Consider the following 26,911-nt stretch of genomic DNA (forward strand, 5'->3'; position numbering starts at 1 on the left):
TGTGGCCGGAGCGCCCAGCGCGACGCCCCGGAATGTTAAGCGGACCTGCGCGAAGACCGATCCATCGTTACGGGCGAGCATCCGCAAGGATTACATCGGCTGCTTTTTCCCCCACCATATAGACTGAGGTCACAATGAAAAATCCCGGAATTCTGGGAAACACCGATGCATCCACAACCCTCAGGCCCTGCGTCCCCCTGACCTTGAAATTCCCATCGAGGACAGCCATCGGGTCGCCGTCCCTGCCGATCGCGCAGGTGCAGGAGGCGTGATGCCCCCAGGACTGATATCGCACGAAATCGCGCAGCTGTTCATCCGTTTGAACGGCCTCGCCGGGCTGCTCTTCTTCGACGATTACACCCCGCTCCCGCAAAGGCGCCGCCAGTTTCCGGACAAATTTGACGCCCTCGACGACGGAGTCCAAGTCCTTTTTCTGGCTGTCATTGCCTTCTTCGAAATAATGGAAGTTGATGTAGGGCCGCTCGCGCGGATCGGTCGATTTTAGCCTGACCTCCCCGGCGGTGTTATTCGTATGCGCCTTGAGAATGGCCCAGGTCAGATAGTTCAGCTTGGTCACGACATCAACAGAATAGGTTGGGAAATAGCCCCTAAAATACCCCAGTATGGCGAAGCAGAAGAGGTCGGGCAGCGGTCTTTGCGGAACCGATCGCTTGATCACGGCCAACACGGCGCCGTTGGTGGCGTAGACGCCCTCCCTCTTGCCTTCCCATTCGGCGTATTGCGGATCGCCTTTCGCATATTTAGCGTCTTTCAGGACGCCCCAGTCCTCCTTGACCCTATTGACCACGCCGACTTCGTAGCGATCCTGAAGGTTCGAGCCAACTCCCGGTAGATCGACGCGAACCGGAATGGCGTGCTTTTCAAGCTCCTCCCTCGGGCCGATTCCTGACAGCATCAGCAATTGAGGGGTATTGAAGGCGCCGCCCGCCAGGATCACCTCCCGGGACGCATGAACTTCGCGCTTTTCGCCAAGCTCGCCGCTTGGTCCTTTATGGGCTTGATAAAGACGGGCGCCCTTCAGATATTCCACGCCAACCGCGCGGTTGCCTTCATCGAATAGAATGCGCGTAGCGAGGGCGTCCAATTCAATCGTCAGATTGTCCGGATATTTGGCCTGCGCCTCGAGCAGGCGCTCGCGCGTGCTCGTCCGGGAGTGGCCGCGGGTCGCGAGCGGCGGATAGTGGATGCCAATTGCGTTCTTGACGACGAGACGCCAATCGTTGGGATCGCCTTGGCCAAGGACAAACCATAGGAGCCGCTTGAGCGGCGAGGCCAGCGCCTTGATCTCGCCTTGCACCGATTTCTTGAGAAAATTTACCAGCTGTCCGTCTTTGAGCGCTTCTTTCGGAATAGACTTTTCGGTGTGCAGCCAGCCCTTCCAGCCGTGCCGCGTGGGGTTGAATCCAAGCGCGGCCAACCACCGGTAGAGAAAAACCCGGTGCTGGCAATTCTCCAGCCTTTCGAAATATTTGCGCATGTTGCTTGCGCTCCACGAGGCGTCATCGGTAAGCCGCGCCAACGAGTCCCAGTCTTCGTTGTGCGGATACACGGTGATCATGGCGTTATGCGCGGTGCATCCGCCAAGACAGCCTGCGCGCGGATATAAAACGCCGTCGACTCGCTCCCCGTCCCAATCCTCGCGATATTTCGTGTCTTTTTTCTGTAATTCGTCCTTGGTGAAATGACGGACCCAAAAATCCCACGCCATCGCCTTGTTTTCAGTCGAAATGGGGTGAAACACCGGGACTTGATAATCATCCGGAAGCCGATTTTCGTCCGGATAGGGGGCGTCTCCGCCGGCCAGCTTCATCGGGTCTCCGCCGGCCTCCAGCACGAGAACTTTTCGGCCTTGTTCCGCCAAACGCGCCGCTACCGTGCCTCCGCCAGCGCCCGAGCCGACAACGATATATTCGAAGCTGGCATTGTTGCTGATGCTCATGACTTTTCCTCGCCTCGTTTTTATGCCGGAGCAGGGGCGACATTTGGCGCGCCCCAACGACTTGTCCGCGACAAGCGGGGATCGCGCCAGGCTGCGCCAATCCGCGATCCCGACAGGTCGCGGGGACCAGGCGTCATGAACGATAACGCCGGCTCCCGCGCGCTCACATTGTCTTCAAAAAGGCGATCAAGGCCCGTTTGTCATCGTCGCTCAGGCCAGGCTCTTCCTTGAAAAAGTCGGTGCCGAAATAATGCCCGCGGTTGACAATGAAGTCCGGGCACTTGCTGTTTTCCAGCAATGGATTAACGACATTGGCAAAGACCGCGCGCGCCTCTTCGTCGGTCGCCGATTGGGGCAGCGACTTGAGATCCCGCTTGATCTTCAGCAATAGGTCCAGAATCTGGACCTTATGTTTTACATTGGCGATGATCCCTTCTCTCTTATCGAGGTCGAGGTTGGAGAGCAGGGCGATTGGCGTGCCTTTCGGAATTGGGCCAATCTCAACCCCTTCGTCGCTGAAGAATTTCACGAAGTTCAAGGGCCCGACCAAAGGCTGAAGAAAATCAGGCAAAAATCCCTTCGGCGCCCGCAGGTAGCTTGTTGCGTTGGTCAGGTCGATCTGACCGCGAAGCATCTTCCCGGAAGCGGTCTTATAGTCGATATTGCCGGTCCGCTTTTCGGGCCAAAGCATCTGTTCGATCGAGCCTTCGAAGGATTTCATCCGGCTCGCCACCGACGGGCTTGGGTCGAACGGGCCGACAGTATTGTTGAGCAGGAATGGCGCGGTGGACCATAGGCTGATCAACGAGGCCGGACGCGTGTAGCCGCGCCCGCCAGCCGGCATCTCAAAGGACCTCGGCTCCCCGGTGAAGGGATGATGCACCGTGATCGTCCCGACCGATGGGAGATCCTTGTAGGATTGAGACGAGAAATCGTTCCAAATGTTCCCTTCGATTGCATTCGTAGCGAGTGGGCTGCACGCATTGGTTTCCAGCAAAGTCACCGGAATTCGCAGCTCCGTCGACAGGAAATTATCGGCCAGGAAATCATCCGCGGCGACGATTGGCTTGATCTCCTTCTTGTACTCGTCCGACTTGGTCCAATCCCAATAGGCGTTCCAACACTTGAGATAATCCTTGCCGACGCAGCCATTGTTGGGGAAGAACGAATAGGCCTTCTCCGGCAATTTGCTGGAATGGCAACGGGCGCATCTTTCGCCGAACATCTCTTTACCGCGATTCAAGACCGCCGCGTCGGCGGTCAGAAACGCGTCGCCGCCGGGAGCGTTTTTCAAATAATCGGGCTTGGCGGTCGCCAGGAAGAACAGAGCCAAGTCCGGCGTCTGGTTTTCGGTCGCCTGCCAATAAGAGGAATGGTCGCGGCCGACCGCGATCTGGATCGGGGTTATCGGCTTGCCGCCGATGACGGGATTGAAGTGCTCCAACCACTCTTCGCTAAACATTCCAATGTTGATGAAGACGCGGTTGAGAGAGCCCAAGGCGCCAACCGAATCGGATCCATCCTTGAGCACCCGCGGGGTCCAGACCGAGTCCGGCTTGCGGAAGAATTTGCTAAGGGGCGAGTCCGCCGGCACGAAGTCGTTAAGCTGCTTGTTGTTGAGTCCGCCGCCGGCCAATTTCTCGCCGCCGAACTTCAAGGCGTTTTGCAATCGCGCGCCGAGATTGTAGACGGCGTTCATCGTGCGCGGATTGCCGATATAATCGCTGGAGACCAAAGACGTGTCCAGCGCTCCAGGGCGGGAGGTGTGGAACAGCTGATAGGGGAAGCTCGACTGATCGACGGTCCATGTAAAGATGCGGTCCCACCAGAAATACTGGGCGCCGGGATTCGAATTGAGATTTTCCCATTTGGGGTTTTCAGGATCTTGCGGAGGGTTCGCCGGGTTTGGCCCGACGTGGCAAAACCCGCAGGACATGCCAACCCGATAGGGCCGGACCAGTTTCCGATCGTTGTAATAGTCTGGATCGGTGTAGAATTTTTCTGGGTCCCAGTTTTTCGCCGCTTCCTCGTCAAAATCCGGGTTGGGAAACAGGCGCAGGCCGACAATGCCCGTCGCATAGCCATAGTAAGAGCCGACCGGAATATTGCTTCCCCGCGCGCCAATCTTGACGCCCGGATATTTCGCCTCGTTTTCGAACGGGTCCGGTGCGCAGCCAGGATCGCGGACGTCGAGCCACAAGCCGTATCGGTCCTTCCGAGGTCCGGTTGGCTTGGCGAAACAGGGCTCATTCACCAGCCCAAGATAATTCCAGCGATTGGCGCGGCTGAACTTTAGACTTGGATGGTTCGACAATGTTTTCAAAAAGTCGATATTGCCGAAGGTTCTGTAGCCCAATTCATTCCAGAACCGGTCGTTGCCGGCTGTCCAGACAATCCAGTTGTTCCGGCCCGCCGCCGCGGCTTTGACGGCCTGCTCCGGCGTTATTCCCGGAACATAGGAGGCGAGAGCCTTGGCCAGGGCCTCGGGAGATTTTGTCGCTCCATAATCCATGTCGCGAAAATAATCTTCGTCCGAACCCGCCAAGGTTTCGGCTGTTCGCCCGACACATTTGGCTTCATCCAGAACCTCTCCGGCGCCTGAGCCGCAGAAAATCGCCGGTCCCGCCAATCCGGCGCGAGGAAAGCCCGCAAGCGCCGAAATCGTCAGGATCGCCAAAAAGACTGCGATTTTCGATAATTTAATCTCCATGCCATCCTCCCCTTCATTTCGTTCCGTGCGCACAGCCGTGGCCGGCGACGGTTCTCCGACGTCGGCTCCACCGCGCGTCGTCGGCGCCTGCTCCCCTTCTCTTGCTCTCCTGCTTTCGCTCAATTGGAGAGCTTCCGGACGAACTTAACCATTCGTCCCGGCCGTCAGGATCAAACCGCTCGTCTACGCCGCCGCAAGACGACGATGCCGACGATCAGCGCCAGCAAGGCGACAATCAAACCCGCGATCACTGCGGGATGCGACAAATATCGAACCACATAGGGCCCCCATGGTCCGGGCGCCTGCGGCTTATAAGGCCATGGCTCCGCCAGATAGGGGAACTCCGCCAGCAACGGCTTGTCATTGACCGTCGCGCGCGGCCATTGGTCCGAATCGATGAAGGAGTTTTCCTGCAGGGGGCAATCGCCCTGCTGACAGGTCAGCAACGCGACGTCATCCTGAAGCCGGCGTCCGTTGGGAAATCCCGCCGGCCTTTGATTAGTGTAGACCATGACATCGGGGACATAATCGTAATGCCGGATCAAAAAGCCGCTGAGTTGATTGAGATTGGCGAGCGGCGGCGCTGCGTCTTTCAAGAAATCCTGAATCTTGGCTCTCGTCTCCGCTCTTTCCTTGATCGCGGCCACATGTTGGCTCGGCGGGATCGTGTTTAGGAATTCGAACCGTCCCAACTGCGTCCGGTTGGAGCGCCCGACATGATCGATCTGTTCTCCGTTGGCCACGCGGTGGCTGGTCGCCCAAAGCAGCCAGTTCTGTTGATTGTCGGGAAATGATGACTTTGGAATGCTGATCGCCATCGTGACCACATTCACTTTGAAAAACTTCGGAAAGATAAATGGGTCATCGCGGATGCCGACATAGACCCTGATGTTTTCCGGATCCTTCAGCCCCTTGAACGACTGCTCCTTGACCGTCACGTCATTGTTCAAGCGGAATTTCAGCGTGACATCGGGACTTATGGTCTCCGGCGCGGCAATCGTGCCGCCGTAGCGCGCGAGATCCTCGAGATCGCCGAAGGTTACAGGACTGTGAAGGTCCATTTGGATATTAAATTCGAAGGGCTCGAAATTATAGGGCGGCGGCCCGATCAGAGACCTCCTTACGTCCAGAATAGCGATCATCCGGTCGCCTTCCGGGAAAAAGAAAAGCCCGGTGAGATTTGCTTCCTGCTCGTCCTCGGGCAGCAACATCGGGTCGGCATGATCTGAGGCGCGACTCGAACAGGAAGCGAAGGCGGCAGCAAGAAGAACAAATAATGCCAATAGCTGTTTCATATATTGCTTCCCTCCGATTGACGAATCCCCTTCGCCGTCCGAGATCCAAACAAATTTGGCGCTTCCTCAATACGCCAGAAGCGAATAACTTAGCCCTTTGAACGCGCGTCCTGTCTCCAGCGGCTCACATTCCCATTCAAACCTGGCGCGCAGCGATCCAATCGAAGTCTCGACTTGCGCTGGAGCTGATGAGGCGGCATTCTCGACGTTAGATATGCAATGAACTATACAACCGAGCGATCGCCATCCGGGTTAGAAGCAAAAATCCATAAACAATAATTGCCTATCGGTAGGCCGCTAAAATAACAGTAGAGCACGATCACATCAACGTAAAACAGCTGCGTCTCCACGGTAATTATTTCAACGCCGAATTTGTTCCGACGAACGCGCAAGGGCCCGGAGAAAATCGGGCGCTTCCTGGCGACGCCGCGCGAATGCAATTCGGGACGCCCGATCAGGCGTCCAGAGCATGGGCAAAGGGCGAGACGTTGTATTTCGATTCGCGCCGCCTGCTCCAATGGATCGCCGCCATCGCTCTTGTCGTGGCGCTTGCCTCGCCTCTGGCGGCGTTCGCCGAGCCATTCATTCCGCGCGACGATGACGAGGTGCTGGCGCGGCTGCCGCTGTCCGCCGAGCCGGTCAACAAGGAGATGCGCGAATTGCGCGCCGCCCTTCGCAAGACGCCTCGGACGGTCGAACGGGCGGTCAAGCTCGCCCAGCTCTACATCAAACTTGGAAAGGCGGAGTCCGATCCGCGCTATTATGGCAATGCTCAAGCGGTGCTGTCGCCTTGGTGGCGAGCGCCCGAGCCGCCGTCGAATGTGCTTTTGCTCCGCGCCTTCATCAAGCAGAATCGACACGACTTCGATGGCGCATTGCAGGATCTGGAACAGGTTCTGGCGCGGGACCCGAGCAGCATGCAGGCTTGGCTCACGCGCGCAGCGATCCTGCGCGTGCGCGCAAGCTATGATCAAGCGCGGCTAAGCTGCCTGCCTCTTGCCAATTCCAACGATCCATTGCTCGCCATGACTTGCCTTTGTGACGTGAATAGTTTGACCGGGCGCGCGCAGGAAAGCTACGATCTTTTGCAAGCGTTTCTACGAAGCCACGACGCAGCATCCAATGAGCAACGGCTCTGGACTTTCACTGTCTTGGCGGAAATGGCGGCGCGAATGGGCAAGAACGCGGAAGCTGAGTCCTTTTTCAAGGACGCGCTCGCGCTGGAGCGTCCAAGCGCCTATCTGCTTGCCGCCTACGCCGATTTTCTTCTGGACCAAGGGCGGCCCGCGGAAACAGTTGCGTTGCTGGCCGATAAGACGGCCGTTGACAGTCTGTTGCTGCGCTTCGCCTTGGCCAAGCAGAAACTTGAAGCCGACGATCTACCGGAGGTCATTGCCAAGATACGGGACCGGTTCAGGGTGAACCAGTCACGCGCTGAAAATCCTCCCCAGGGCGATGAAGCGCGCTTTGCCCTGTATCTCCTGGGACAATCAGAAGAGGCATTGCGCCTCGCCAAGGCCAATTGGTTGACCCAGCGCGAACCGCAGGATGCGCGCATATTGCTCGAAGCCGCCCTTGCCTCCCATGATCGCGCGGCGGCGCAGCCGGTTATCGATCTGCTGGCTCAGACAGGAATGGAGCATGTGCGCCTCAAGCATTTGGCGGACCAGCTCGAAAAACTGCCGGGACGCTAACGAGGCCGCTCGTCGCGCCTGTCGCCTGCCCCCTATGGCGGGCGGATCGCCAAGGTCATTTCGTTGATAATGGCGCGCCAACACACGCGCCGCTCTAAACTCAGATCGGGCGCGGTTCAGGCTTGAGACCCGCGATGACGCTATCTTGTATGCGCTTGCGGGCCTGATCCTCGCTCTCGCCCGGCCGCGGCGTCACCGCAAACGGCGCATCCCCCGTCAAGAGCCCCTTCATGATGTGGAAGCCAAGGGCGCGATAGGCTTCCAATTGCTCCTCGCTGAAAAACTGATCGCCGGTCGTCTCATGCGGAAACGCCCGGTTACGCCGCTTGTAGTCGAGCAGGTAATCGTCCTCGTCGCCACTCAACGACGCCTTGACGTAAAGAAGGATTCCTTTTTCGTTTGGCCCATATTGGATCTCGCCGGCGGCGCAATGGGGCCCCCGCAAGCAGGGGATGGCGGAGCCGTCCGCATCGGCCTTGTCAAAGGCCTTGTTGATATTCAAACTCCCATCGCGGATGGCTTGCCAGGGCAATTCGATGATCGCGCCAAGGTCGATGCGCGCATAGCGTTCAAGGATTAGAAGCGAGCCGAAGCCCATCGTCGGGTCGGCCTCGGCGTCGATCACTATAATCAACTGGCAGCGCCGCTTCATCAGCGAATAGAGACCGAGATTCTCGAGATTGCCGCCGTCGGTGAGATAGACTGTCGGGCTGACCTCGGTGATCCAACTGAACATTTCCTTGATCAGGAGGAAGCTCGGGCTCTTCTCGGTGATCCACCCCAATATTTTTGTGAACCGGAGAAAGCTCCCCGATTGCGGCATTCGCTTTAGCAAAGCGCGGGCGCCGCCGACTGCTTTCGGATTGCGCAGCCAATAGCCAAGCCGGATATTCAGGAGCGCAAGCGTCAAGGTGAGCGGCCTGATGGTCGCCGAGCCCATGTTGGCCGAGATCGCGGCCCCCGAAATCGCCATCGCCGTTCCAAGGTCGAGCGCCGTCTCCTCCGCCTCGATCCGCTTCGTCCCAACGTAGCCCGTCGCATCGCTGCCGGTGTATTCCGGGCTGAAAATGAAAAAGTCGGCATTGCGGCCGCGCTTGTTGGCGTATTGCGACCCTTCGATGTTCAGAGACGCGTTGATGATCGGATAGGGAGATAATTTGACGTCGATCTGGTGAAGCTCCGGCTCCGCCGCTTCGAGATCGCCATGCGGGTCGCGCTTTTCCGCATCAAACAGAAACGCCTTGCTGAGGCGGTCGCGATACAGGCGGTGAAGGGAGGTCGCATTGGGATTGATAAACAGCGCGACGATCAGACTGACGCCAAACGCCACAAAATAGAGTCGCGCCGCGACCGTCTCGCCGGCCCAATGCGCGAGGTCCTGAACCTGATTGATGGCCTGCGGCGCGAGCCCCGCGAGCGCCTGCAGCCAGTCCGGAGCATCGGCTGGCCGAAGCCCGATAAAGGTCAGCCGGATGTACAACAGCCAGAGGAAAAATGGGACGACGATCGCGGCAAACCATAAGGCGGCTTTGGCTGCGATTTTCTTGAACCAGGCCCGCCAGCCCGTCGCGCGCTTCGCAGCGGCGATGATCTCGGTCAGGTTTTTGGAGAAATAGGCGAAAATGGCCCCGATCGACGCGAGATAGGGGGTGACGCGCACGACCAAGGTCTCCAAGAACGCGCCAAAGCAAGCGCTCGACAAAGCCCAATCAGAACAGGCGCCGCCTTCCGTTGACAAGCGCTCTGTCAGCGCAAGAAGAATGAAAGGCTGCGTCTCGAACCACACGGCGAGAAGCGTCGCGAAAAACAGCGCTTTCGAAACGGCGACAAGCCCGCCGTTCAGTTCGGCGCTGTCTCCAGGCTTGCGCATCCATGCGAACCATGTCCGCCAAAAATGCGAGGTTGAGATCGATTTGGCGAAAGCCCAAAAAATAAGGAAAACGACGTTCAGCACGCCAAGGCAGAGGGTGAACCAATAGCCATGCAGCCCCCATAGCGGCTTTGAGGCTGGCAGGCCTAGCGCGGCGACGCCATCGGCGAGATTCCATATGAGAAACTTCGGCTCGTCCAGCGAATCCACGGTTGGATGGAAAACAAGCGTGATCCAGACGAAGAACAACAAGATCGGCAGGATAATGAGCGCGTTGGCGACGAGGCCGCGCGCGATGATTCCTATCGCTGTGGCGACGTCCAAAAGGCCATGGGGAATAAGGTAATTGGAGAAGTCCCGGATGTGGCGGACCGAGGCGGTGTCGTCGAAAGATTTTGGGTTGGTAAAGGGAAAATCGCCCTTGGTCGACTGCATCGCGGCGGTCATCGCGCAACCGATATAGCCGCCCCCAGACACCGTCGAGAGATAGTCGATCCCCTCGATGCCGGAGTGGGCGTGCAGCGCCTGCAAGGTCCCAAGCCCGAAAGACGCCGACCGGATGCCGCCGCCAGAAAGCGCAAGGCCGGTGAACGGAGCATGGGTGCGATCCCTGCCCTTATTGTCCCTGATATATTGGCGGCGCTCGTTGATCGCGACGTTCTCCGCCGCCGTGACGGAATTTGGCGGAAGCCTCGGCCGAAGCTCGTCGGGCTGACAAGCGTCCACATAATCGTGATCGCCGCGCATAAGCTCCCCCCTTCGAACTCGCCGCTATCTTTGTCGCGTGCGCCGAATGCGGACCCTGGCTCCGCCCGCGCTCGAACGATCGGCGACGGCTAGGCTGGACTCGAGCTAGCATTGACGCTTAACAACAGCACACAGTCCAAATGCGGTCCAGCGGAATGTAGGACCCGAGCGCGCGCTAGCTTGACGTAAGTTCATGATACGTTCGCAAGCGCGCCTCAATTTTAGCCAAGAATGGTCTGAGTCAGGCTGCAATGAATCAATTAGCGGTATTCAAATCGTCTCTCAAAAAATATAAGTCCGCTAATCCGCCCGGTTCGGTCCAGTCATTCCGGCTGGCGCTTTCGTCTGAGGCGCGAGCGACGGCGCCTGAGGCCTCGGAATACGTCTTGGAATAACGTCTCGGAATGAAGCATTTTGGAAAGAGGGGCATGTTCGATAGCGTCACCGTAACAGCCCCTGCCCGTCTTCATCTCGGCTTTCTCGATTTGAATGGTGGGCTGGGCCGGCGCTTCGGCAGTCTGGGGCTGGCGATCGATGCGCCAGCGACCCGGCTGTCGATTCGCCGCGCGGCGACGCTGGAGGTCGAGGGCGTTGAGCGGGACCGGGCCATGCGCCATCTCGAGCTGCTCGCCCGGCGCTTCGGACTTCAATCTGCGTATAAGCTGATCGTGCGCGACGCGATCCCGGCGCATGCCGGCCTGGGCTCGGGGACGCAGCTCGCGCTCGCCATCGCCGCCGCCTTGCGGCGCCTCGAAGGCCTCGCCCCCGATGCGCCGGACGACGCCGCGCTGCTGCAGCGGGGCGAGCGCTCCGGCATTGGCGCTGGACTGTTCGACCGCGGCGGGTTGATCGTCGATGGCGGGCGCGGCGAGCTAACCCGGACGCCGCCGGTCATCGCCCGCATGGAATTCCCGCAAGAATGGCGCGTCATCCTGGTGCTCGACAAGCGAATCGAGGGCGTGCATGGGCCGCGCGAACGCGAAGCCTTTGCTCAGCTTGCGCCGTTCAAAGCCGCCGCCGCCGCCGAAATCTGCCGGCTCGTTCTGGTCAAGGCGCTGCCCGGCTTGGCCGAACGCGATCTCTCGTCCTTCGGCGATGCGATCGCCCGCATTCAAGACGTCGTCGGCGAATATTTCGCGCCAGCCCAAGGCGGCGCGCCGTTTGCGAGCCCGGCCGTGGCCGAAGTCATGCGCGAGCTTCGCAGACATGGCGCGAAAGGAACTGGCCAATCATCCTGGGGACCGACCGGCTTCGCTTTTGCCGTCAACCTGCATGAAGCGCAGCATCTTTGCGATCTCGTGCATGAAAAAGTCGTAACCTTGGGTGTAGACATAGCGATCTGCAACGGACTTAATCACGGCGCCCTCGTGAAGGGAGAGTCCTTCGCAGCCGTCAACTAGGGGAAAATGCGTGGCCACGAAAAATATTTTGCACATGCTCAGTCCGTTGAAGCACATGAGCCCTTTCGACGTGAATATGGCCCTCGACGCCGGATTTGATTCCGTCACGCCATACACGGGCGTCACGCTCGACGAAGTCACGCCATTGGTTCAGGACGCCATGTTTTCGCGTTCGCCGCGAGACGCCGTTCGCACAACCGTTTTCTTCGCCGGAAAGGACGCCGGCCTCGCCCTCGACATGATGGAGCGGCTTAAGGCGACCTTGCTCAAACCGTTCGAGATTTCCGCCTTCGCCGATCCCGCCGGCTCCTTCACGACGGCCGCCGCCATGGTCGCTTGCGTCGAAAAAATCCTGAAGGAAAAGAAAGGCCGGAGCCTCGCCAAGTCGAAAATCCTGATTTTCGGCGCGACCGGCGTCGTCGGCTACGCCTCCGCCGTCATCGCGGCGCTGGAAGGGGCCGATGTCACGCTCGCCGGCTATGACGGCGCCGCGCGCGTCCAAGGCAAGGCGGACGACATCAAGAAACGGTTTGGCGCCGAGTCGCGCGGCATCGATGGAAGCACCCCTGAGAAAGTGCTGGAGGCGCTGGTCGGGGCCGAGATCGTGTTTTGCGCCGCGGCCGCCGGAAAACAGGTCTTGTCGAAAGAGGCGCTCGCCTCGGCGAAGTCGCTCATTATAGCCGCCGACGTCAATGCGGTGCCGCCTGCGGGCGTCGAAGGTCTTCAGCTCATGGACTATGGCGCGGAACTGCCCGGCGGCATTCTCGGCATTGGGCCGCTCGCGATCGGCGACGTGAAATATAAGACGGAGGCCGGGTTGTTCCAGCGCTTGGCGACGTCCTCCACCCATCTCGCCCTCGATTTCCGTGACGCCTTCGCTCTCGCGCGTGAAATCGCCTGAATCCGGCGCCGCGATCCTGATCGCGGCGTCTTCCGGACGCGCCCTGGCGGCCGCCGCGCGGCGCGCCGGCTACCGGCCCCTCGTCGCCGACTTGTTCGACGACGCGGACACGCGCGTCCTGGCCGAAGCGAATTGCCTCGTCGCCGGGGACCTCGAAACCGGTTTTGAAAGCGCGGCTTTGATCGCCGCGCTTGAAGCGCTTGCCGAGGAAGCGGACCCGGCCGGCCTCGTCTATGGCGCCGGCTTTGAGGATCGCGTCGACCTCCTTGATGAACTCGCGCGGCGCTGGACCCTGTTCGGGAACCGGCCGGAAGCCGTGCGGAGCGTGAAGGACCCGCTGGCCCTTGCGGCTCTCTGCGCGGCCTTGGACATTCCGCACCCGGAAATCAGCCTCAAAATGCCGTCCGCCAGCTCCGACTGGCTCGTCAAGAGCATTGGCGGCTCAGGCGGCGGCCATGTCGCGCAAGCGGGGGCATGGCGGGCGGACGGCGAGAAAATCTATTTTCAGCGCATCGCTCCAGGCGATCCGGTCTCGATCCTGTTTCTCGCCGATGGAGCAAAGGCGCAGTTCCTGGGAGCCAGCCGGCAATGGCCGACGCCAACGCCCGACGAGCCGTTTCGTTTCGGCGGCGCTCTGCGCCCAGCCGATCTCGCGGCGAAACTCGAAACCCGCCTGGCGGCGCTCGCTGGGACCATCGCCAGCGCCTGCGGCCTTCGCGGCCTGAACAGCATCGATCTTCTGGTCGATGGCGATGACTTTACATTAATCGAAATCAATCCCCGGCCGGGCGCGACGCTCGATATTTTCGAGGACCGCGACGGAATGCTGTTTCGGGCGCATCTCGATGCCTGCCTCGGCGCCTTGCCGGAACGCCCGCTGGAATTCGAGGGCGCCGCGGCCGCGGCGATCGCCTACGCGCGCGGCCCCATCGCCTCGATGCCGGCGCTGGACTGGCCGGATTGGGCGTGCGATCGACAAAAGGCGCAAAGCGCCTTGCATTTGAACGATCCTCTTTGCACGATAAGGGCGCGCGCCGATCAGCCAGCGCGGGCGCGTAGGCTCATGGATGAGCGGACCGCCTTTATCCTCGACAAAATAGAACACCTTGGGAAGGAAGCGGCATCTTGAGCACTACCGAACTCAGCATCAACACTCTGACCGGCCACGCGGTCGACCGCCTGATCGCGCAGGCCGCTCAATTGCGCGTCGCTGTCTCCAAAGGCGAGAAGGGCGAGACGCTTATCGACGCCGGCAAGAATGCCCGCGGCGGGATCGAAGCCGGCTTGCGCCTCGCTGAAATTTGCCTTGGCGGCCTTGGAACGGTCGAACTCGCTCCGACAGGCTCGAATCCAAAATGGCCGTTTCAGATTTCGGTTCGCAGCACCGATCCGGTGATCGCTTGCCTCGCCAGCCAATATGCCGGCTGGGCGCTCTCGCATGGCGAGGGCAAGAGCGCGTTTTTCGCGCTGGGCTCCGGTCCCGGCCGGGTCCTCGCGCGCAAGGAGCCACTGTTCGCAGAGCTGGAATATCACGATCGCGCAGAGCGCGCGACGCTGGTCCTCGAAGGCGACCGCGCCCCTCCCCCCGAAATCGTCGAAAAGGTCGCGCATGATTGCGGCGTCAAACCTGAAAACCTCACTTTCATCTTTGCGCCGACGCAGAGTCTCGCCGGCGGCGTTCAGGTCGTGGCGCGCGTGCTTGAAGTCGCCTTGCACAAGACGCACGAATTGAAATTCCCGCTCTCGCGCATCGTCGATGGCCTCGCCTGCGCGCCGCTTTGCCCGCCGCATCCCGATTTCATTCAGGCCATGGGACGGACCAATGACGCCATCATCTATGGCGGCCAGGCGCATCTTTTCGTGACCGGCCCCTCCGACGACGCAAAGGCTTTAGCCGCGGCGCTGCCAAGCACCACCTCGCGCGATTACGGCCGGCCTTTCGCCGAGGTGTTCAAGGCCTATAAGGGTGACTTTTACTCGATCGATCCGATGCTGTTCAGCCCGGCGCGGGCCATTGTCACCGCCGTCGAGACCGGCGAAACCTTCCACGCAGGCCAGGTCGATCAAACTTTGCTCGATGCCTCTTTCTCATAAGGTCAGCGCGCCGGCGAGGGCCGCTGGCGCGCCTAAAATCGCCATCGCCGTCGATCTCTATGATTGGCACGCGCGGGATTTGACCGCGGCTTTCGCGCGGGCCGGCGCGCTTGCCGCGCCGATCCGCCTGGGCAATTGCGGCTTCGACACCGGACGCCCGAGCGGCCTCGTCATTCCCGGCTTCGGCGCGGATCTGCCGGACGCGGTCTTCGTGCGCGCGATCGGCTCCGGCAGTTTTGAGAGCGTCACGCTGCGTCTTGGCGTCCTGCACAGCCTTGGCGCGGTCGGCGTGCCCGTGGTGAACAGCGCGCGGACGGTAGAGCTCTGCGTCGACAAGGCGGCGACGAGTTTCGCCCTCGCGCAACGAGGCATTCCTACGCCGCCCACTTGGACCGTCCAGTCAGAACAGGCGGCGCGTCAGATCGTGCGGCGCGAGGCCGGACGCGGCCCGCTCGTCCTCAAGCCTTTGTTCGGCGCACAGGGATTTGGCTTGAAGCTGATCCGGCGCGCGGAGGATCTTCCCCCGTTCGAAGCGGTGGAAGGCGTTTATTATCTACAGCGCTTCGTGGCCGTCGAGCGCAACGGCTTTCGCGACATGCGGCTTTTCGTGTCGCATGGCGAGGTCATCGCCGCGATGACGCGCCATGCCGCCCATTGGATCACCAATGTCAAACTCGGCGCTCGGCCGGAATGGTTCGAGCCGGACGCCGAAATGATCGATCTCGCCTTGCGCTCGGCGGCGGCTGTCGGCGCGGATTTCGCCGGCGTCGACATTATCCGCGACGCCAGCGATGCTCCCCATGTGCTCGAAGTGAACAGCATGCCGGGGTGGCGCGGCCTGCAGAAGGTCGCGCCTTTCTCGATCGCCGACAGGCTTGCGCGCCATCTCCTTTCGCACATTGGCGCGGGCAAGGCGGAGGCGGCGGGGTGAACGAAATCGCGGAAGCGTTCATCGCTTCATGCCGCGACGAGATCGAAGCGCCCAAACCCGGCAATGTGCATATATTTGCCGATGGGCACGGCATGACGGCGAAGGATTTTCTTCGCAGCGCCGAGGCCGCCGCGCCTTCATTGTGCGACGCATCGGCCTCGGTCGGCGCGCGGATTTTCGGCGCCGTCGAGGCGACCTGGGCGGAGGTCGCAATGAACACCAATCTCGGCATCATTCTCCTTTGCGCCCCGCTCGCCGCAGCAGCAAGCAAAGGCGATGATTTGCGCTCCGCCGTGACGAAGACGCTCGCGCAATTGACGCAGGCGGACGCCGAATTCGCCTTCCGCGCCATTCGTCGCGCCTCGCCCGCCGGCCTTGGCGAGGCGCCCCGCCACGACGTCCATGCGGCGGCGGACGCAACCCTGCTCGAAACGATGCGAGCGGCTGCCGGGAGAGATCGGATCGCCTACCAATATGTTTCTGATTTCGCGGACATATTCGGGCTCGGAGTGGCGGCGCTCGGCGACGCGCGGCTGAAGCGCTGGCCCGCGCCCTGGCCCGTCGTTTGCCTCTATCTTGCTTTTCTGGCGGGTTTCCCGGACAGTCACATCATCCGCAAGAAGGGTCTTGGCGCCGCAACCGAGGTTCAACATGAAGCGCGGCAAATACGCGACCGATTTATAAAGACATTAAACCCAGCGGAAGCGCTCCCCGATCTCCTGGCCTTCGACCGACGTCTGAAGGCTTCCGGCCTCAATCCGGGAACCAGCGCGGATCTCACCGTCGCCACCGTCTTCGCGGATCGAATAAGTCGCATCTTGATCAAGCGGCGCAATGATGATTGACTGCGGCCGCGGAAATTTGCCGCTGCTATCTGGCCAACCGGCCCGGCGAGCGCCGGGTGTTGACAACAAGGATAATCATCTGCATTTGTCGAGCCCGTTCGGCAGCAGTTTGGAACAAACCCAAGGGGGATTTAAAGCATGGCCAAGATAAACAGGCTCCTCGTCGGCGAATCGCTCGTCGGAGACGGCAACGAAGTCGCTCACATCGACCTGCTCATCGGACCGCGCGGCAGCGCTGCGGAGACCGCATTCGCCAATGCGCTCACCAATAACAAGGATGGCTTCACCACGCTGCTCGCGGTGGTGGCTCCGAACCTCCTCGTCAAGCCCGCAACCGTCCTGTTCAACAAAGTGACCATCAAGAACGCGAAGCAGGCCGTTCAGATGTTCGGACCGGCTCAGCGCGGCGTCGCCAAGGCTGTCGCGGATAGCGTCGCCGACGGCGTCATCCCGCTCAAGGAAGCCGACAACGTGTTCATTTCGGTCGGCGTTTTCATCCATTGGGACGCCAACGACGACCAGAAGATTCAGGATTTCAACTATCAGGCCACGAAGGAAGCGATTTCGCGCGCCATCAACGGCGAGCCGACCCCGGCCTATGTCGTTGCGCAGCGCAATGTCGCGAAACATCCTTTCGCGCCGAATTGAGCGCAGTCGAAAATAGAAAATTGCAAGGGGGGCTTTGGCTCCCCTTTCTTTTTGTCCCTGCGCAAGCTCTGAAAAAGCTACCCTCGGGGATCTTGTATTTTGCTTTGTGGCATCGGTTGGCTTGTCCAGGACGTCCGCGACCTCTCAGCGTCATGCGCGCGTAGCGAGATCCGCGCCGGTCAATCGGCCATCGTGCAGCGCAGAAGCAACGAGAACGCCGTGGATGCCTGCTTGCGTCAGACGGCTGAGATCCGAAGGACCGCGAAGGCCGCCCGCCGCATAGACCATGGAATCCGGCGCGCGGCGCTTGAGGGCGCCGAGGCGATCGAGATCCGGGCCGGCGTCGCCGCCGACGCGCGCAAGATCCATGACAATGACGCGCCGTGGCCACAAATGCTTTGCATCGCAGAGCGCCTCGGGACCAAGAAACCTCTGCCCGCAAAAGTCGAGCGAGAGAATGATCCGCTCATCGCCGCCAAGGTCCTCAAGCGGCGCAAGGCTATGCAGGGTTTCGCTTCCAAGAACAAGATGGGCGCGCGGATGGCGCGCGAGCCATGCACGCGCTTCCTCCGTATGACTGACGCCTGCGTCGACCCAAAATGTCACGGCGGGAAAGGCCTCGCTCAGCGCCGCGAGGCTTCGTTCCTGCCCGCCGCGCGATTCGATCGCATCGAGGTCAGCCACATAGAGCGTGTGAAAAGGATGAACGCTCAAAAGCCCGGAGACGACGTCGAGGGGCGCGCTTGTTTGCGCCAGCGGCGTAACGATTGGCGCATAGGAGTCGCGGCGGCCAAGACGGGCGCGGACCACGGCGCCCTGTTTCAGATCGATCACTGGTATGACATCCATCGCGTTTCTGCTTCATGGCGCTAGAGCATTTTCGAGCGAAGTGGATACCGGTTCGCGTTAAGAAAATGCTCTAGCGGTTCGAATGCCTGATCCTGTCCCAAAAGCGGCGCCTGTTCACATGCTATGCTTAGAGCCGGATGACTTCGGATGGAATCGCAGCGCGATTCCATCCGAAGCCTTAAATCCGCCTCTCATCAATGAGTTAGAGCATGATGCCGAAAACCGGTTTCCACTTTTCGGCATCATGCTCTAGCAAAAGGGTCTGCTGGATTCTCCACATGCAAATAATCATCGGATGGGACATCGGCGGCGCGCATCTCAAAGCCGCCCGCGCGGAAGACGGAATCATCACCCATGCCGCGCAAGTCCCCTCCCCGCTTTGGCTCGGCCTGGAGGAACTTGATTGCGCTTTTGCGCAGGCGCAAGCGATCGTCGGTCGAGCTCCCCTCAACGCGATCACGATGACAGGTGAATTATGCGACGCCTTCGCAACCCGCGAAGAGGGCGTCGTTGGGCTCGCCGGCGCAGCGGAGCGTTTGCTGGCGCCCGGCGCCGTGTGGTTTTACGCCGGGCGTTCGGGCTTTGTCGGCGCGCCCGAAATCGCGGCTCATGCATCCGACATCGCATCCGCCAATTGGCATGCAAGCGCGGCGCTGAGCGGCCATCGCGCGCCCCAGGCCCTCTTCATCGACATGGGCTCGAGCACGACAGACATCATTCCCATTGCCGGAAGCCGGCCCGCCGCGCTGGGCTATGCCGACGCGGCTCGGCTCGGCCATGGCGAACTGGTCTATACCGGCCTCGTGCGAACATTCCTGATGGCTGGTCCGAAGCTCGTTCCGTTCGCTGGGCAATGGACGCCGTTGATGAATGAATGGTTCGCCGATATGGCGGACGTCCATCGCATTCTTGGGCAATTGCCTGCGGGCGCCGATTTGACCGACACGGCCGACGGCCGCGAGAAAACGGCGGCGGCTTCCCGCGCGCGGCTGGCCCGGATGATCGGACGCGACAGTTGCGAGGCTGACGCCGCCGCATGGGACAGGCTGGCGCGTTTTTTCGCCGAAGCGCAATTGCGCGAGATCATGGACGCCGCCGCTCTTGTTCTGTCGCGCAGCATTCTTGACGCCGGCGCCCCCATTGTCGGCGCCGGCGTCGGACGCGGCGTCATCCGCCAAATCGCGCATCGATTTGAGCGGCCCTTCGTTGCTTTCGACGAATTGATCGAGGCCCTCCCGGAGGCGCGGAGCAAAGCCTGCGATTGCGCGCCGGCCTGCGCCGCAGCGCTTGTGGCGGCGGCTCAATTCTCCGCATAAAAGGACTGGCGTTTCTGCATGAGCCAGGACCAGGCCTCGCGCTCTGCCGGCCCCGCCGTCTTCTCGATCGCGATGGCCAGATAGGCGATTTCATGATCGACCTTCTCGCGCGGCAGCATATGCAAACGCGTAATCAGGATGGCGCATTCGAGGACCGCATTGCGGGCGCGATTGAACCCTTCGAAAGGCGCATGGCTTTCCATATGCAGAACCTTGCAATGGAAGCGCGGACGCTCCGGATGCTCATCAACGCGGACCACGGCGAGTTCGGCATGGGCGAGAGCCGCGGCCAGACGCGGCGGAGGCGCCTTGACCGCCGGGATAAGCGGCCAGTCGCGCCGACCGGTGACGAGGCCCGCGAAAATACGCGGATCATCGCTGTAATTGGCGGTCGCAAATGGAACGCTCAAGAGATTGTCCAGCGTCGTCGAGGGACGAAACGGCGCGAGGACCCATCCCTCCGCCTCCTCGATGAGGCCGAGGGGGGCGAGATGCGCTCTACCCGACGCATCGATGGTGGTGACGATGGTTTCGCGGATCATCGCCGCTTCGCCCTATCCAGAGCCAATCTCCGTATGCTTCCTTTGCAATGAAGCTCCCGGCCTTGCTCCAACGGAGCGTTGCGTCGCCGATCACTCACGGACCTTGCCGCGCAGCGTGTGGCCCGCTTCGCGCAGACGGTTCTTATCTTCTTCAGGCCGATCGGCTCCACAGCCCCAGTCGAGCGGCTCGTCCTGCGCGTAGCGCTTGCCGAGCGCAAAGGCGATCTCGGCCTTGGCGAGCTCGGCGCCGAGATAGAAGGCATGGGCGCCATCCGCCTCGACGCCAAGTTTGGGAAATAATGAAAAGGCGTCGCGCGCCACATGGTGACCCTCGCGATTGAAAATATGCAGCCCATCCTCGGCGGTCGCAATCCGAAAACTTGCGTCCCGCACTTCCTCCGCCATCTCCTCGATCTCCCGCCGCGATGACGGATAGGGCGCGCGATCGTGAAGCTGCAGGAGCCCCGCGTCATAGCCCTTGGGCGTGGCGCCGTCTGCGGCGGCCGCCAGCATGAGGCGGCGCGCGGCGTCATGCTCCTGGAGCGTGCGGCGCGTATGCGGACTGACCTGGACGGTGAGCACATTGCGGATCGCCAGCTCCGAACAAAGTCCGATCAGCACGGCGGTGACGCCGCCCGAATCCGCTTCGGTCAATTCGGTGAGATTGCCGGTGCCCATCATCATCTCAGCTTGAGGAAGGCGGCGCCGGGTTTCGACATAACGCGCCAGCGAAGCGGCGAAGCCGAAATGAATCGGGTCGAGAATGGGATCGACGATGTAGGAAAGCCCGCGTTGCTCGGCGAGATGCGCGGCGCGCACCAGGGAGTCGATGTCGCCATGCGGCGAGGGTACAAGAATTGGAGTTGCTCCAGAGCCGGCGGCGATGTCGAGGCTGCTCTCATCAAGGCTCAGGAGAAAATCGGCGCCAGCCCCTGCCCCCCGCGCAAGTTCGCCCGGATCGGCGGAATCGACGCTGACTCTGTGGCCCGCCGACTTCAAGGCCCGGATGGAGTCTTCAAGGCCGGGAAAGGGCGTATCGGGCAGACAACCGACATCGATTACATCGGCGCCGGCCTTGCGCATGCCATCCGCGCGGGCGAGCAAAGCCTCGATCGACAGCGCGGGAGCATCGATGATCTCGGCGAAAATCCGAATGTCGTAACGCGATAAATCCCTGGCCTGCCCACCCCGCCCGAGATAGGCGGGGAGATCGCTCAATTCATCCGGCCCGCGCATGACCGGCGCATTGAGCGCGCTCGAGAGCCGGGCGAGATCGGCGCGGCAGCGGCCCGGCAGAATGATGCGGTCCGCTCCAACGGGCCGCGGCAAGCGGCGCAGGATGATCGCTTCCGTCATCAAGGCGGCGACTTTGACGCCGATATCGCAAACCTCCCAGCTGAAAGGGGTCTCGCCCAAGGACCGCAACAGCCTGTCGAGGCGCGGATAGGCGAGATGACCGGTGAGGAACAGAAAGCGCTCGCTCATGGCGCCGGCAATTCGCTCCGGCGGCGGGCGATAAACTCTTTCAGGTCGCTCAGGCTCTCGGCCACGCTTGTCTCATCAAAGCTTTTGAGCTTCTCGAAATTCTCGAGGTCGATCTTGCGCGGAAACACCTTCACCATTCCCTTGGGGGAACGCGTTTCGAGCTCCGGCGCGGTGTCGCACGCGAAAACAATGGTTGGGACGCGGCACTTGCCAGCCTGGGCGAAAACATTACTGGCGAGATTGTCGGAAATTCCATAGACGAATTTGGCGACGCTGTTCGACGTCGCGGGCGCGACGACGAGCGTATGGTAGACGCCATGATAGAAATAGCCGACCTGCGGCGAACTCGCGGCGGTGTCGCTGAAAACGCGGGCTGATTTCGGCAGGTCGAGTTTCTGCTTATACATGCGCAGCACTTCCGCCGCCGCCTTGCTGACGAAGACGTCGACATTCTCCAACTCGCGCACGAGATCCAGGCATTCGTTAAAGAAATGACCGGACCCGGTCAGCGCCCAGCCCCAGCGCGGGGTGACGACATTGCTCATGCTCGCACCAATCTTAAAAGGCTCCGATAGACTCTAAGGAAGCGCAACGCCCGCGCCCGGCATGCCGCCACGCTGCAAGATCTCCGCGGCGCCGGCAAGCGACGCCGGACCGGCGAGCCAGACCTCGGCTTTGCTCTGCGCGGCGAAATGCGGGAACAGCGGATCGACAATTTGCTCGGCGGCGAGTTCCCGGGCGGACGCTCCGCCGATCGCATCGCGCGATTTGATGAGGAGAAGGCGGCGCGCCCCATAGACTCCGGCGAGCCAGGCCGCGAGCGAATCCGAGGTCGCCTCCCAGGAGGCGGGCACTTCCAAAGCGCCAAGCACCATCTCGGATGGCAACCAGATCGGAATTTTTCCAGCGTTCAATGCGTCGTCCATTTCGCAGCGGGAGGCCGCCAAAGCGAATGCATCCGAATGCGCGCCGAGCGCGATGGCGAATTGCTCCATCGCCAGAAGCGCCATGCGATGGGCCGCGACGTCGTCAAATCCGATCGCCTCTTGGGCGCAACGCACGCCAATCGCGAAAGGGCCGCCGCCTGGAACGAGGATAAAGGGCCCCCCCCAGGAGAGCAGCGCTTTGAGCCAGGCTTCGCGTTGCGGCGAATGCGCGAGGCTGCCGCCGAATTTGACGATGGCGGCGCTCAATGATTTCTCGGACCTCTCGGATTTCTCACGCCGCCAGCCGCTTCCGACAGGCTCGGAAAAAGCTGATCGACAGCGCCCGCTTCAATCGCCCGCTCGCGTTTGATCTCGACGCCAACCTTGCCGCAAATCACGTCGAGCTTTTCGATGCGCACGCAAATCCGCAAGACGCTCGGGTGCCGCAGAACCGAATCCGCGAGTTCCCTCGCCAGGGTTTCGATCAATTCGACATGGCCCCGGCCTAGGATGATCTTGATCGCGTCGACGATGAGGTCATAGGAAAAAATATCGCGCATATCGTCGGAGTGATGCTGATTGCGCCGGACATCGACGTCGACGTTGAACCGCACATTCTGTTGCAGGCCGCGTTCGAAATCATAGGCGCCGATGGAGCATGGCATGACGAGATCATGCACGAAGACTCTATCGGTCTCGGTCGAACGCTCTTGCGTTGCGGTATAGCCGCGTCCCAAAAAGCGCCAATCGACCCGCGGCTCGCCGGGGGCCGCCTGGCTGTCGGCTTCCTGCGGAATAAGATCCCGGATCATCCGCACCGAGGCCGCGTCGATCCCGGCCTCACGCGAGCGGCCGAGGCACAAGGACCCGCGAAATCCGAGATAATTCGGCTGCAGCGGAAGCAGCCGCGGCACGTCGGGCGCCTCCAGCGACCCAGCGAGGCCCGAGATCAGTCCAGCCTCCCGGCAGCGATCGAGAAAGCCGGCCAGCGCGGCGACATCCATATGATCGAGAAGACGCCTCTCGCCTTTTGTCGCCGTATCGAGCATGGCGCCCATGAAGCCATGCTTGGCCATCAGCCGCACGAGATCGAGGTCAGGCGCGCGATCTGCGAAAAGAACGCCGACGAGCTTCACTTCGCCCGCAAGGAGGTCCAACGCGCGAATGCACTCGGCTCCGCCTTTGTCCGATGGAAAGCCGACCTTGACATAGTCGACCCCAGTCGCGGCGATTGTCGCGACCGCCTCGACCGCCGCCTCCGGCGATGCGAACCGGTCGCCGGCCGTCGCGCTGACCCGCCGGCGTTTGCCGACCGCGCGGACAATATCGGCGACGAGGCGGGGGTCGAGCGCGCCAAGCGCTCCCTTCGCCGGATCTTTCAGATCGATGATGTCGGCGCCGCCGGCCCAAACCGCTTCCGCCTCGGCAGGGTTGGTTACACTCGCGAGCATCAAAGCCATTATGGCGCATCCTTGGGTGGCGTTGGCGAAAGGGTCAGGCGCCCGATCAGCCGAACTCAGGCGTTGCGGACGCAAGCATCCGGGCGAAGGCGGCGCAAGCGCAACGACCGCCGCGCCGCGAATGTGGGGCGGCGCGAAAGAGGCTTTTGATGACTTGCCTTTGGAATCGCCGCGCTCCGGCGCATAAACCCGCGCCGATGCTCAAAGCCGCTGATATATTTTGGCGATAAATATAGGCTTGGGGCCGCAATTGCAATTGCGCCAAAGCGGCGGGCGCGTTCATGTTTCCTCGATCCGGGCGGCGATCAGCCCGCGCAGCCGCTCCAGCGCGCCGCCGGCCCGCCGGCGCAGCGGCGCGCCATTGCAGGACCCCGCCGCAGCGGCGCCGCGGACGCTGTTGGTGAGAAAAACCTCATCCGCCGCGGCTATATCTGCTTCCTCGAGCGAAGCCTCCACCGGCGTCAACCCAACCTGGTTCGCCAAGGAGAGCGCGAGCGCTCGCATGGCGCCAGGCAATGCGCCATCGGAAACCGGCGGCGTTTCCAAACGTCCCTCGCGAATAAGGAAAAGGTTGGCGATGGTCGCGCAGGCGACCGCGCCGCGCGTATTGAGCATCAAGGCCTCATCGGCGCCATGCGCCCGCGCTTCCTCAAGGGCGATCAGATTGTCGAGATAGGGCAGCGCCTTGATGCGCGAGACCGGCGAGAACTCGTTGCGCCGGGTCCTCCTCGCGATATGGAGCGAAAGCGGAGAGTCGCGCGGCGCCGGCATCGGCGCCAGCGTCATTAGAAGGGTTGGATGCGGAGCGCCGGGCGGGGCGAGGCCGCGCGGACCCGCGCCGCGGGTCACCGTGACCCGGAGAATGGCGCTGTCTGCCGCCTCGGCCGAAAGATAGGAGGCGACATCCGCCCGAAGCCTGCCGAGATCGACCGCCTGCGCGAAATCCAGAACCTTCAAGCCGGATGCTAGCCGCTCCAGATGCGCGTCAAGATCGAAGGCCCGGCCGTTCCGCACCCGCATCGTCTCGAACACGCCGTCGCCGAGCAGGAAGCCGCGATCGGCGATCGCAACATGCGCTTCCTCCGGCGCGCAAAGCTTTCCGCCCAGCCACGCCCGCATCATTGCCGCCCAATGAACCCCAGGAAATTTTGCAGCAAGCGATGCCCTTGCTCGGTGAGGATCGATTCAGGATGAAACTGAACGCCGAAAGTTGGATGTTCGCGATGTTGCAAAGCCATGATCTCGCCCTCCGGAGACCATGCCGTCGCGGCGAGTTGGCGTTGATCCTCGTCAAGCTCGACGATCAACGAATGATACCGGCCGACGCTCAACGGATTTGGCAGGCCTTGGAGAATGCCGGAAGCCTCGTGCCGCACCAGGCTCGCCTCGCCATGCATCGGGCGCGCGGCGCGCACGACGCGCCCGCCGAAAACCTGGCCGATGCATTGATGGCCAAGGCAAATGCCGAGGATCGGCGCGCGGCCGGAATATTCGCGCACAAGCTGATTGGATGCTCCCGCCTCGTTGGGCGTGCAGGGTCCGGGCGAAATCACGATGGCTTGCGGGCTCTCGCGCGGCAGGGCCGCGTCATTGCGCACCACCACGGGCGTCGCGCCGAGTTCGCGCAAATAATTGGCGATCGTGTGAACAAACGAATCGTAATTGTCGATGACGAGGATCATCGGGCCAACTCGGTGGCGCCGAAGGCCTCGAAGATCCGCCGCGCCTTGTCGAGCGTTTCTTCATATTCGGCCGCGGGATCGGATGCCGTGACGATTCCCCCGCCGGCCTGCACGACGCAAGCGCCGCCGCGAAAGCTCGCGGTGCGGATGACGATGTTCAAATCCATCGTTCCATTGAATCCGAGATAGCCGATGGCGCCGCAATAAGGGCCGCGCGCATGGCCCTCCAGCTCCGAGATGATCTCCATCGCGCGAACCTTCGGCGCGCCGGTAATGGAGCCGCCGGGAAAGGCCGCGGCCAGGACATCGACGGCCCTCTCCCCCTCGCGCAGACGCCCGACGACAGAGGAGACAAGATGATGGACGGTGGCGAAGGACTCGAGGCCGCAAAGCTGCGGAACCTGCACCGAGCCGGGCAGGCACACTTTCGAAAGATCGTTGCGCAGCAGATCGACGATCATGACATTCTCGGCGCGATCCTTGCGGCTTTCTTTCAGCGCCTGCCCTTGCAGGCTGTCGAGAACCCCATCGGCGAAGCGGGGCCGCGTGCCCTTGATCGGCCGCGTCTCGACGCGATCGCCAACGACCTTCAAGAACCGCTCGGGCGAGGCCGAGGCGATGACGAAATCGGCGTGGTCGAGATAGGCGGCGAAAGGAGCGGGATTGACCTTGCGCAACCGCCGGTAAAATCCGAAATGATCGAAATCCGGCGGCGCCGCGGCTTCGAATCGCTGCGACAGATTTGCCTGGAAGATGTCGCCCGCGAGGATGCGCTCGATGACTTCGCTGACCGCGCGCTCATAGCCCTCCCGGGTGAAATTGCTGGTCCAGCCTTCAAGGGAAAGCTGTCCCATTCCTCGCGAAGCGGCGGGACGCTTGAGCTCCGCTTCGAACCACTGCCCGCGCTCGATCGCGCGGCGCTCGCGCGCCGCCGGCTCCTTTTCAGGAAGCCCGGTCGAAAGAATCCAAGCGCGGCGCTCGACGCGGTCGAACGCGACGACCACGTCAAAGAGCCCAAGAGAAAGATCGGGAAAGGCGAGATCGTCCAAAGCGGGCTTTGGCAGCCGCTCCAGACTGCGGCCAAGTTCATAGGAAAACAGCCCCGCCGCTCCGCCCTGAAACGGCGGCAGGCCAGGCGCGGAAGGCAATTGATGCTCCGCCAGGACGGATTTCAACCGCGAGATCCAGTCGCGATCGGTTTCGCGTCCCTTGACCCGCGCGAATGGATCGGCTGCGATAAAACTGTAGCGGCCGAGATTTGGATCGGCCATCGCGCTGTCGAGAAAGGTCAGGAACGGGAGATGGCTGAGCGCATGCGCCGCGTCGGCTGGATCGCAAGAATTGATTTCGATGACATGCATTGACCTGCCTCTGAAACGTGATCCAACCTTGTCGAGAACCTCCACGTTCTTTATCGCGTTGCTTGCGGGACACGGCCTTTGGACCACCGTGACGGACCATTGAATCCCCGCGGGCTGAGCCGGAGCCCCTGCATGTCCAGGATCCGAGGCTTGCTCCCAGCCCCCGGCTAATCTGCGCCCGCTTGCTTGGTTGGC

22 protein-coding genes are annotated in these 26,911 nt (G+C 61.6%); 9 read left to right on the forward strand and 13 right to left on the reverse strand.

From position 1 onward, the window contains the following. Positions 1-67: 67 nt before the first annotated feature. The 3 genes from DL86_RS17535 to DL86_RS17545 form a co-directional block, all read right to left on the reverse strand. Positions 68-1,960, reverse strand: coding sequence for a GMC family oxidoreductase (locus tag DL86_RS17535; RefSeq protein ID WP_051953701.1), 1,893 nt, complete (start codon positions 1,958-1,960; stop codon positions 68-70). Between the two features lie 163 nt (positions 1,961-2,123). Then, positions 2,124-4,670, reverse strand: coding sequence for a hypothetical protein (locus DL86_RS17540; RefSeq protein ID WP_036264297.1), 2,547 nt, complete (start codon positions 4,668-4,670; stop codon positions 2,124-2,126). 170 nt (positions 4,671-4,840) lie between these two features. Next, positions 4,841-5,965, reverse strand: coding sequence for a DUF4331 family protein (locus DL86_RS17545; RefSeq protein WP_051953704.1), 1,125 nt, complete (start codon positions 5,963-5,965; stop codon positions 4,841-4,843). A gap of 488 nt (positions 5,966-6,453) precedes the next feature. Between DL86_RS17545 and DL86_RS17550 the strand changes: the two genes are divergently transcribed. Beyond that, complete coding sequence (locus DL86_RS17550; protein WP_156964731.1) at positions 6,454-7,659, forward strand: tetratricopeptide repeat protein; 1,206 nt, start codon at positions 6,454-6,456, stop codon at positions 7,657-7,659. 100 nt (positions 7,660-7,759) lie between these two features. On the opposite strand, the gene DL86_RS18960 is transcribed toward DL86_RS17550, so the two are convergent. Further along, entirely contained in the window at positions 7,760-10,276 is a 2,517-nt protein-coding gene (locus DL86_RS18960; protein WP_051953707.1) for a patatin-like phospholipase family protein, read from the reverse strand. Positions 10,277-10,704: 428 nt separating this feature from the next. Here DL86_RS18960 and DL86_RS17560 point away from each other — a divergent pair, with 428 nt between their 5' ends. The 7 genes from DL86_RS17560 to fae all read left to right on the forward strand — a co-directional run bounded on the left by DL86_RS17560 (position 10,705) and on the right by fae (position 17,095). Further along, positions 10,705-11,676 carry a beta-ribofuranosylaminobenzene 5'-phosphate synthase family protein gene (locus tag DL86_RS17560; RefSeq protein ID WP_036264299.1) on the forward strand — a complete coding sequence of 324 codons (972 nt, stop codon included), beginning with the start codon at positions 10,705-10,707 and terminating at the stop codon, positions 11,674-11,676. Between the two features lie 10 nt (positions 11,677-11,686). Beyond that, entirely contained in the window at positions 11,687-12,577 is an 891-nt protein-coding gene (locus DL86_RS17565; protein WP_280949004.1) for an NAD(P)-dependent methylenetetrahydromethanopterin dehydrogenase, read from the forward strand. Next, positions 12,564-13,706, forward strand: coding sequence for an ATP-grasp domain-containing protein (locus tag DL86_RS17570; RefSeq protein WP_036264579.1), 1,143 nt, complete (start codon positions 12,564-12,566; stop codon positions 13,704-13,706). The genes DL86_RS17565 and DL86_RS17570 overlap by 14 nt, the downstream gene beginning before the upstream one ends. Next, the gene (gene mch / locus DL86_RS17575; protein ID WP_084573009.1) at positions 13,703-14,671 is read left to right on the forward strand and encodes a methenyltetrahydromethanopterin cyclohydrolase; all 969 of its coding nucleotides are present in this window, start codon (positions 13,703-13,705) and stop codon (positions 14,669-14,671) included. Before DL86_RS17570 ends, mch begins: the two co-directional genes overlap by 4 nt. Further along, entirely contained in the window at positions 14,655-15,602 is a 948-nt protein-coding gene (locus DL86_RS17580; protein ID WP_036264306.1) for a RimK family alpha-L-glutamate ligase, read from the forward strand. Before mch ends, DL86_RS17580 begins: the two co-directional genes overlap by 17 nt. Next, positions 15,599-16,447: a triphosphoribosyl-dephospho-CoA synthase gene (locus DL86_RS17585; protein ID WP_036264309.1), complete on the forward strand. Its 849-nt coding sequence runs from the start codon at positions 15,599-15,601 to the stop codon at positions 16,445-16,447. The genes DL86_RS17580 and DL86_RS17585 overlap by 4 nt, the downstream gene beginning before the upstream one ends. Positions 16,448-16,585: 138 nt before the next feature. Continuing rightward, the gene (gene fae, locus DL86_RS17590) at positions 16,586-17,095 is read left to right on the forward strand and encodes a formaldehyde-activating enzyme (RefSeq protein ID WP_036264312.1); all 510 of its coding nucleotides are present in this window, start codon (positions 16,586-16,588) and stop codon (positions 17,093-17,095) included. 150 nt (positions 17,096-17,245) lie between these two features. On the opposite strand, the gene DL86_RS17595 is transcribed toward fae, so the two are convergent. Next, positions 17,246-17,929: a HisA/HisF-related TIM barrel protein gene (locus tag DL86_RS17595; RefSeq protein ID WP_342585879.1), complete on the reverse strand. Its 684-nt coding sequence runs from the start codon at positions 17,927-17,929 to the stop codon at positions 17,246-17,248. A 293-nt stretch (positions 17,930-18,222) separates the two neighbouring features. On the opposite strand from DL86_RS17595, the gene DL86_RS17600 reads away from it, so the two are divergent. Next, positions 18,223-19,260 carry a hydantoinase/oxoprolinase family protein gene (locus tag DL86_RS17600; protein ID WP_036264314.1) on the forward strand — a complete coding sequence of 346 codons (1,038 nt, stop codon included), beginning with the start codon at positions 18,223-18,225 and terminating at the stop codon, positions 19,258-19,260. Here the strand turns inward: DL86_RS17600 and DL86_RS17605 are convergent. The 8 genes from DL86_RS17605 to pabB all read right to left on the reverse strand — a co-directional run bounded on the left by DL86_RS17605 (position 19,245) and on the right by pabB (position 26,716). Further along, on the reverse strand, positions 19,245-19,802 hold the full coding sequence (locus tag DL86_RS17605; protein WP_036264315.1) for a DUF447 domain-containing protein: 558 nt from the start codon (positions 19,800-19,802) through the stop codon (positions 19,245-19,247). The genes DL86_RS17600 and DL86_RS17605 overlap by 16 nt on opposite strands. A 90-nt stretch (positions 19,803-19,892) precedes the next feature. Further along, positions 19,893-21,287, reverse strand: a complete 1,395-nt coding sequence (locus DL86_RS17610; RefSeq protein ID WP_036264316.1) for a DUF6513 domain-containing protein — start codon at positions 21,285-21,287, stop codon at positions 19,893-19,895. Beyond that, on the reverse strand, positions 21,284-21,832 hold the full coding sequence (locus tag DL86_RS17615) for a flavoprotein (RefSeq protein ID WP_036264318.1): 549 nt from the start codon (positions 21,830-21,832) through the stop codon (positions 21,284-21,286). Before DL86_RS17615 ends, DL86_RS17610 begins: the two co-directional genes overlap by 4 nt. A 33-nt stretch (positions 21,833-21,865) precedes the next feature. Continuing rightward, complete coding sequence (locus tag DL86_RS17620; RefSeq protein WP_036264321.1) at positions 21,866-22,480, reverse strand: amino acid kinase family protein; 615 nt, start codon at positions 22,478-22,480, stop codon at positions 21,866-21,868. Beyond that, positions 22,477-23,673, reverse strand: a complete 1,197-nt coding sequence (locus DL86_RS17625; RefSeq protein ID WP_036264324.1) for a (5-formylfuran-3-yl)methyl phosphate synthase — start codon at positions 23,671-23,673, stop codon at positions 22,477-22,479. The genes DL86_RS17620 and DL86_RS17625 overlap by 4 nt, the downstream gene beginning before the upstream one ends. Before the next feature lie 279 nt (positions 23,674-23,952). Continuing rightward, the gene (locus DL86_RS17635; protein ID WP_051953709.1) at positions 23,953-24,795 is read right to left on the reverse strand and encodes an aminotransferase class IV; all 843 of its coding nucleotides are present in this window, start codon (positions 24,793-24,795) and stop codon (positions 23,953-23,955) included. Beyond that, complete coding sequence (locus DL86_RS17640; protein WP_036264329.1) at positions 24,792-25,355, reverse strand: anthranilate synthase component II; 564 nt, start codon at positions 25,353-25,355, stop codon at positions 24,792-24,794. The genes DL86_RS17635 and DL86_RS17640 overlap by 4 nt, the downstream gene beginning before the upstream one ends. After that, positions 25,352-26,716, reverse strand: a complete 1,365-nt coding sequence (gene pabB, locus DL86_RS17645; RefSeq protein WP_036264332.1) for an aminodeoxychorismate synthase component I — start codon at positions 26,714-26,716, stop codon at positions 25,352-25,354. Before pabB ends, DL86_RS17640 begins: the two co-directional genes overlap by 4 nt. Between the last annotated feature and the right edge of the window lie 195 nt (positions 26,717-26,911).

Origin of the sequence: Methylocapsa aurea, assembly GCF_000746085.1 — a bacterium.
Taxonomy (GTDB): domain Bacteria; phylum Pseudomonadota; class Alphaproteobacteria; order Rhizobiales; family Beijerinckiaceae; genus Methylocapsa; species Methylocapsa aurea.

Coding starts and splice junctions, on each gene's coding strand:
- fae (WP_036264312.1), top strand. CDS start 16,586: ATGGCCAAGATAAACAGGCTCCTCGTCGGCGAATCGCTCGTCGGAGAC.
- pabB (WP_036264332.1), bottom strand. CDS start 26,716: ATGCATGTCATCGAAATCAATTCTTGCGATCCAGCCGACGCGGCGCAT.
- DL86_RS17535 (WP_051953701.1), bottom strand. CDS start 1,960: ATGAGCATCAGCAACAATGCCAGCTTCGAATATATCGTTGTCGGCTCG.
- DL86_RS17610 (WP_036264316.1), bottom strand. CDS start 21,287: ATGAGCGAGCGCTTTCTGTTCCTCACCGGTCATCTCGCCTATCCGCGC.
- DL86_RS17600 (WP_036264314.1), top strand. CDS start 18,223: ATGCAAATAATCATCGGATGGGACATCGGCGGCGCGCATCTCAAAGCC.
- DL86_RS17605 (WP_036264315.1), bottom strand. CDS start 19,802: ATGATCCGCGAAACCATCGTCACCACCATCGATGCGTCGGGTAGAGCG.
- DL86_RS17640 (WP_036264329.1), bottom strand. CDS start 25,355: ATGATCCTCGTCATCGACAATTACGATTCGTTTGTTCACACGATCGCC.
- DL86_RS17540 (WP_036264297.1), bottom strand. CDS start 4,670: ATGGAGATTAAATTATCGAAAATCGCAGTCTTTTTGGCGATCCTGACG.
- DL86_RS17560 (WP_036264299.1), top strand. CDS start 10,705: ATGTTCGATAGCGTCACCGTAACAGCCCCTGCCCGTCTTCATCTCGGC.
- DL86_RS17615 (WP_036264318.1), bottom strand. CDS start 21,832: ATGAGCAATGTCGTCACCCCGCGCTGGGGCTGGGCGCTGACCGGGTCC.
- DL86_RS17625 (WP_036264324.1), bottom strand. CDS start 23,673: ATGGCTTTGATGCTCGCGAGTGTAACCAACCCTGCCGAGGCGGAAGCG.
- DL86_RS17580 (WP_036264306.1), top strand. CDS start 14,655: ATGCCTCTTTCTCATAAGGTCAGCGCGCCGGCGAGGGCCGCTGGCGCG.
- DL86_RS17635 (WP_051953709.1), bottom strand. CDS start 24,795: ATGATGCGGGCGTGGCTGGGCGGAAAGCTTTGCGCGCCGGAGGAAGCG.
- DL86_RS17545 (WP_051953704.1), bottom strand. CDS start 5,965: ATGAAACAGCTATTGGCATTATTTGTTCTTCTTGCTGCCGCCTTCGCT.
- DL86_RS18960 (WP_051953707.1), bottom strand. CDS start 10,276: ATGCGCGGCGATCACGATTATGTGGACGCTTGTCAGCCCGACGAGCTT.